This is a genomic window from Endozoicomonas sp. SESOKO2 (assembly GCF_024606245.1).
In the GTDB taxonomy this organism is placed as follows: domain Bacteria; phylum Pseudomonadota; class Gammaproteobacteria; order Pseudomonadales; family Endozoicomonadaceae; genus Endozoicomonas_A.
This window is the reverse complement of record NZ_JAHHPQ010000813.1, coordinates 1-1,261: the sequence shown is the minus strand read 5'-3', so window position 1 is coordinate 1,261 and position 1,261 is coordinate 1. Positions and strand designations below refer to the sequence as shown.

The following is a 1,261-nucleotide window of genomic DNA, read 5'->3' as shown; positions in this document are numbered from 1 at the left end:
TCACGACGCTTACTCTACACCAACCGAAGATTTTTCGGTGCATGCAATCAAAAACGGTTATAGCTTGTCCGAAGCAGAACGATTGCATGGTGAATGGAGCCTGAACAAATTTTTGAATATTACCGAGTCGGGTGCTTATTCTTATTTGCACTTGGGTGAGTTTTTGCCGCAAGCCATGATTCACCGGGATGGTGAGGTAGTCAAGCTTGAGACAAGTGCAAGGCAGTCAATCGGTGAAATTTCGCTCAAAAAAGACGGAAAATCCATAGCATTTGAACAGATGATTATGGATGAGAAGTCACCGGTTCAGGGCGTCATGGTGATCAAAAAGGGCGAAATTATTTACCAGCAATACCCTGGCATGAGGGAGAACGACCGCCATGTGTGGATGTCGAATTCAAAAGTGATCGCCGGCACGCTTATCGCTTTTCTGGAAGAAGAAGGGCGTATTGATCTACAGAAAACCGTGTCAAATTATCTGCCCAAAGCAAAAGGTACAGCTTGGGAGAACGTGAAAATATTCGATGTGTTGAACATGCAAACAGGGCTTGATTTGGAGGAAAACCCCACAACACGCAGTGGTGATACCCCTTATAACGCCTTTGTGAGAGCAGAGTTGGGTGTGCCCGCAAAAGACGGAAAAGTTTATACCCACAATGAGGCTTTGCTTGCCATTCCTTATTTGAAAAAGCCAGGTATGGCTTTTGAGTATTCATCCGCTAATACGCAGATGTTGGGTTTGATTATTGAGCAGATCACGCAAAAAAGGTTGGCAGAGGTGGTCAGTGAGCGAATTTGGTCAAAAGCAGGTATGGCAGGTGATGCAACCATCGGTTTAAGCCCACAGGGTAATGCCATTATTCATGGTCTGGTAAGTTCTCGTTTAGATGATATGGCGCGTTTTGGCATGTTGTTTACCCCGAGCTGGAACAAGCTTGGTGATAAACGCATTGTTTCGGAACAAGTGCTGAAGCGTATGCAAACCTCGGGAAAGCGGGAAAACTATTTGAAAGGTGCTCTTGGGCCCAGGTTGACGGAAGAATTCAGAGATGCACCATTATTTAATAGTTATCAGTGGGATGCTGTTTTTGCTGATGGTGATCTCTATAAAAGTGGCATGAATGGTCAGGGTATCTATGTATCCCCTTCCAGAGATAATGTGGTGGTTTGGTTTGCTACCGGCTTTACCGAAATACCGATGGAAGCCTTTAGCCGAAAAATCAGTCTTGACCTGGATTAGAGTATTTCAAAGGGCGGATGT

The 1,261-nt window shown here is 45.0% G+C and carries 1 protein-coding gene; it reads left to right on the top strand.

The window, feature by feature from the left end; translation table 11 throughout:
- Positions 1-1,240: serine hydrolase (locus tag KDK17_RS19090; RefSeq protein ID WP_257288831.1), on the top strand; the 1,240-nt coding region annotated here is incomplete at its 5' end.
- Positions 1,241-1,261: the final 21 nt, after the last annotated feature.